Source organism: Gordonia sp. 852002-10350_SCH5691597, assembly GCF_001665715.1.
Lineage (GTDB): Bacteria > Actinomycetota > Actinomycetes > Mycobacteriales > Mycobacteriaceae > Gordonia > Gordonia sputi.
The window spans coordinates 1-4,982 of sequence record NZ_LZMO01000037.1 but is presented as its reverse complement, the minus strand read 5'-3'; the positions used below and the strand labels follow the sequence as shown (position 1 = coordinate 4,982).

At 66.6% G+C, this 4,982-nt stretch carries 4 protein-coding genes and 1 pseudogene; 3 read left to right on the top strand and 2 right to left on the bottom strand.

The window, feature by feature from the left end; genetic code table 11:
* Window positions 1-127 precede the first annotated feature (127 nt).
* On the top strand, window positions 128-1,369 hold the full coding sequence (locus A5777_RS02795; RefSeq protein ID WP_064861548.1) for a GNAT family N-acetyltransferase: 1,242 nt from the start codon (window positions 128-130) through the stop codon (window positions 1,367-1,369).
* Window positions 1,370-1,467: 98 nt separating this feature from the next.
* Here the strand turns inward: A5777_RS02795 and A5777_RS02790 are convergent, their stop codons facing one another.
* Window positions 1,468-1,911, bottom strand: a complete 444-nt coding sequence (locus A5777_RS02790) for a MarR family winged helix-turn-helix transcriptional regulator (protein ID WP_064861547.1) — start codon at window positions 1,909-1,911, stop codon at window positions 1,468-1,470.
* Window positions 1,912-2,009: 98 nt separating this feature from the next.
* Window positions 2,010-3,395: an NCS2 family permease gene (locus tag A5777_RS02785; protein WP_141630882.1), complete on the bottom strand. Its 1,386-nt coding sequence runs from the start codon at window positions 3,393-3,395 to the stop codon at window positions 2,010-2,012.
* A gap of 315 nt (window positions 3,396-3,710) precedes the next feature.
* On the opposite strand from A5777_RS02785, the gene A5777_RS02780 reads away from it, so the two are divergent.
* Both A5777_RS02780 and A5777_RS02775 read left to right on the top strand, forming a co-directional pair.
* Window positions 3,711-3,959, top strand: coding sequence for a DUF2530 domain-containing protein (locus A5777_RS02780; protein WP_005206643.1), 249 nt, complete (start codon window positions 3,711-3,713; stop codon window positions 3,957-3,959).
* A 110-nt stretch (window positions 3,960-4,069) separates the two neighbouring features.
* Window positions 4,070-4,982: pseudogene (locus A5777_RS02775) on the top strand (esterase/lipase family protein); the annotation flags it as partial.

Here is a 4,982-nt window from a genome sequence, read left to right as displayed (position 1 = left end):
CGTCGACCGCCAGAGAGGGTGTTGAGGCCGCCAGAGGCGGGGCTGAAACAGGCTCGGACACGCGGTCCAGTCTGCCGCAAGCAGTCCGAATTGTTTCTCACGCCCACCCATGTGACACGGTTGAGGAGTGAGATCACCGGACAATCGCAGCAGCACACTCGACCTCGGACGGGCCACCGACGCCGACTGGGACGAGATCATCACCACGGATGCTCGCGCGTTCGCCATGCGAAATCCTATTTCCGACGACGAGCGCACCGATCTCCGCGGAAAGGTCTCCGACGACGACGTCGTGCTGGTCCGCGACTCCTGGCACGACGACCGTCCACTCGTCGGGGTGTCGATGTTCTACCGGATGCAGATGACGGTCCCCGGTGGTGTGCAGGTTCCCGCGGCGGGTCTGTCCTGGGTGTCGGTCGCGTCGACCCATCGTCGACGAGGAATTCTGCGTCGGATGATCACCGAGTTGTTCTCTCAGTGGGAGAGGGAGGGTTTCGCGTTCGCGATCCTCACCGCGTCGGAGGGGACCATCTACGAGCGGTTCGGGTTCGGCCCGGCATGCTTCGCCGAGAGCGTCGAGGTGACCCCCGGGCAACCGACGCTGCGCGCCGAGGCGCCCGATCACCCCGAGGTCTACTTCGGCACCCCCGAGCAGGTCGCGGCGACCATCCCCGACATCCACGCGCGGTGGGCGCGCACACGCCCGGGCGCGCTCGCGCGGACACCGCAGTGGTGGGCCCCGATCCTCGCCGACCGTCCGTCTGAGCGTCCCCCGGCCGCCAGCGGCCTGCACTACCTGCTGCACCCCGACGGCTACGCCAGCTATCGCATCCACAAGAGCTCCGCCGGCCAGGTGCGCGGCGAGGTGGAGGAACTGTTCGCGATCACCGACGACGCACACACCGAGCTGTGGCGGGTTCTGCTCGGACTCGACCTCGTGCCGTCGCTGACGGCGTCGATCCCGGTCGACGATCCGCTGCGCGCGAAACTCACCGATCTGCGGTCCGCGCCGGTCACCGGGCGCTCCGACAAGATGTGGGTGTCGATCCTCGACGTCCCCGCCGCGCTCAGCACGCGCACGTACTCCGCCGACCTCGACATCGTGCTCGAGGTGACCGACGGGTATCGGGAGCGCGCGGGGGTCTTCGACGTATCGGTGCGTAACGGTGGCGCGATCGTCGCGCCGTCGACGTCGAATCCGACTGTGCGCATGGATATTTCGGTGCTGTCGAGTTTGTTCCTCGGCGGGGTGCAGCCGTCGCTGTTCGCGAGCGCGGGACGCCTGTGGACAGACTCCGACGACACGCTGCTCGCGCTGACCCAGGCGTTCGCCGCCGACCGCGCACCGTTCTCGGGGACGTTTTTCTGACCTCGACAGGCTCGATCAGCGTCGGGGATGGCTCGACCGGCGAGTGATCTCGACAAGCTCGATCAGCGTCGGGGATGGCTCGATCAGCGGGGCGCCGCTCAGGAGGGCTCGTCGGTTTCGCTGATCAGTTTGGCGAGGACCGGCAGGGCGCTGCGGAGGGTTGCGCGCTCGTCGTCGGTCAGTGCGTCGATCTGATCGGAGAGCCAGGCGCGTCGAGCGGCGTGCTCGGCGACGATGACCTCCTCGCCCGCGGGAGCCAGCGTCACGATTGCCTGACGCCCGTCTGTGGGGTGCGGCGCGCGCTCGATCATGCCGAGATCGGACAGCGAAGCCAGCACGCGCGTCATCGACGGTGGCTTGACTCGCTCGGCGGCCGCCAGCGCGCCCGGAGTCATCGCTCCCTCGATGTGAAGCGTCGACAATGCCGACAACTGGGTCAAAGATACGAGTTGGTTCTGTCTACGAAGGCGAAGTCGCCGCGCCAAGCGCACAATCGCTAGCGCCAGGGCACCCGATAAACCGTCGTCGGTCGGTGTACTCACGGGCCTTACATTAGTTTGCCGCACAGCATTTGCAGTACTGACCGGCCGTTTTCACAACTCGAACGGACGACATTGGGCCGAATTGTCCGGTTTTCTGGTCAACTGATCAGGTTGGAGATGGGTTCGCGCGCGAAGTAGAGGGCGAAGACGATCGCGATCGCCCACATCAACGGGTGCACCTTGCGCGCCTTGCCCGCCGCTGCGGCCATCACCACCCAGCTGATGAATCCGACGCCGATGCCGTTGGCGATCGAGTAGGTGAACGGCATGGTGACGATCGTCAGGAAGACCGGGAGGGCGTACTCGAACTTCGTGAAGTCGATGCGGGTCACCTGACCCATCATCAGCGCACCGACGATGACCAGCGCAGGCGCGACGGCCTCGGACGGGATGACCTCGTACAGCGGCGTCAGGAACATCGCCACGATGAACAGTCCGCCGGTCACGATGTTGGCCAGACCCGTTCGGGCACCTTCGGCGATGCCCGACGCCGACTCGACGAAGACCGTGTTCGACGACGACGACGCCACACCGCCCACGATCGCACCCGTGCCCTCGACGACCAGCGCCTTACCGACACCGGGCAAATTGCCCTTGTCGTCGGCGAGTCCGGCTTCGCGGCCGAGTCCGGTCATCGTGCCCATCGCGTCGAAGAAATTCGACAGCACCAGCGCGAAGACGAACACACACGCCGCGAGCACGCCGATTCGTGTGAAGGCGCCGAAGAGGTCGACGTTGCCGACGAGACTCAGATCGGGCAGTCCACCTGCCGAGTCGGGGATCTTCGGCACCGACAGCGACCAGCCGCCCTGCTTCTGCGCGCCAGAGCCGAGATGCAGCGTCGACTCCAGAATGATCGAGATGATCGTCGTGATGATGATCCCGAGGAGCAGACCACCCGGCACCTTCATCACCATCAACGCGCCCATGAGCAGGACGCCGATCACGAAGATGAGCGTCGGCACCGTGGTGATCGAGTTACCGAAGCCGAGCTGGACCGGCGTGGTGGTGCCCGCGGCGTCGGGGATACGGCGGACGAACCCTGCGTCGACGAATCCGATGAACGCCACGAAGCAGCCGATACCCGCTGCGATCGCTGCTTTCAGTTCTGCGGGAACAGCATTGAACACCGCGGTGCGGAATCCGGTGATCGCCAGGATGACGATGATGATGCCGTCGACCACGACCAGCCCCATCGCCTCGGGCCAGGTGACCTCGGGGACGATGGTCACCGCGAGCAGGCTGTTGATGCCCAGACCGGTGGCGATGGCGAAGGGATAGTTCGCGACGAGTCCGAAGATGATCGACATGACGCCCGCGACGAGCGCCGTGACGGCCGCGACCTGCGCGATGGGCAGCACGTTGCCGAGGACGTCGGCGTTCTTGGACTCGCCCGGTATGCCGCCGATGATGATCGGGTTGAGCACCACGATGTAGGCCATCGTGAAGAACGTCACCAGACCGCCGCGCACCTCGCGGTTCAGCGTCGAACCGCGTTCGCTGACCTTGAAGAAGCGGTCGACCGCCCCGAACCGCCGCGTCGGTTCCGCCGACTGGGCGCTCGGTTCCGCCGACTGGGCGTCGGGGCGCGTCGACTGGGCGCTCGGTTCCGCCGACTGGGCGTCCGGGCGCGTCGACTGTGCGTCCGGTTCCGTCGACTGGGCGTCGGAGCGCGTCGACTGGGCGCTCGGTTCCGCCGACTGGGCGCTCGGTTCCGCCGACTGTGCGTCGGCGTTCGATGGCTGTGTCGGATCACTCGAGGGATCGCTTGTCACAAGGGGGAAGTTACCCTGTCCTCCGTGGCCGATGAACCCGAGATCCCCCAATTGCCGCAATCGCTGCGGGCACCCGAGCCGGTGATCGTCGTCGGCATGGTCGCGTGGCTGGTGGCGACGATCGTCGTGTGGGCCACGGGTTGGGGCGGCGGTCGCACGCTGGCCGTGTGTCTCGTCGGCCTCGCCGTCGGCGTAGCGGGCACGGGCGTCTTCCTTCTCCAGCGCGCTGCATCTCGACGCGGCGACCGGACTGCGCAACGCGGGCTGGACTGAGCGCCGACCGCCGACTGGGCCCGACCGCCGAGCAAGCAGCGCGGCGTCGACGACACGCTTTTCGACGCAACCCACCCGCGCGCACCAAGCACTTGCTAGGTTCAGTGTTCATGCAGATTCGGGGATTCTCACTACTGGTTGCGGTCGCTGCGGCACTCGGCTTGCTCGCCGGGACGACGACTGCGGGCACCGCGTCGGCGGTCCCTCTACCGGTGACGTTCAACTTCTTCTCGGGCATCGCGCCGGAGTTGGCCAATCATGGCGGATCGCTCCCGGGCTCCAACGACTTCTCCTGCCGCCCGACGTCGAAACATCCCTACCCCGGTGGTGCTCGCACACGGAACGGGCGGATCGCAGCAAACCAATTGGGGCACATACGTTCCGCTGCTGAAGAACGAGGGCTACTGCGTCTTCGCGCTCACCTACGGGGCACTCGATGAGCTGCCGTGGCCAGGTCCTGCCGTCGGCGGAATGGGACTGATCGAAGACAGCGCAGCACAATTCGGGCGTTTCGTCGACAAGGTCCTCGCCGCGACGGGTGCATCCAAGGTCGACGTCGTCGGACATTCGCAGGGCACCGTCGTGCCCGCGTACTACGCGAAATACCTTGGCGGACGGGGCAAGATCGACAAGCACGTATCGATCGCCCCGGCGTGGCGGGGTTCGACGGTGGCCGGGGCGGACCTCATCCTGCCGACGGTCCGCAAGCTCGGCATCTCCGCGGCACAGACCCCGCTCTGCCAGGGATGCGCCGAACTCGACCCCAGCTCGGACGTGATGCGCAAGATCGCTGCGGGCGGCTACTACTACCCAGAGATCAGCTACACCAACATCGCCACCCGCTACGACGAGGCCGTCGTCCCGTACACGCTCGGCCTGCCGCCGGGTGGCTCCAACGTGCGCAACATCGTCGTCCAGGACGGCTGCCCGGTGGACTTCACCGAACACGCGGGCGTCGCGGGTTCGCGCCGCGCCGCGTACTTCGTCCTGAACGCACTCGACCCCGCTCACCCCCGCCCGGTC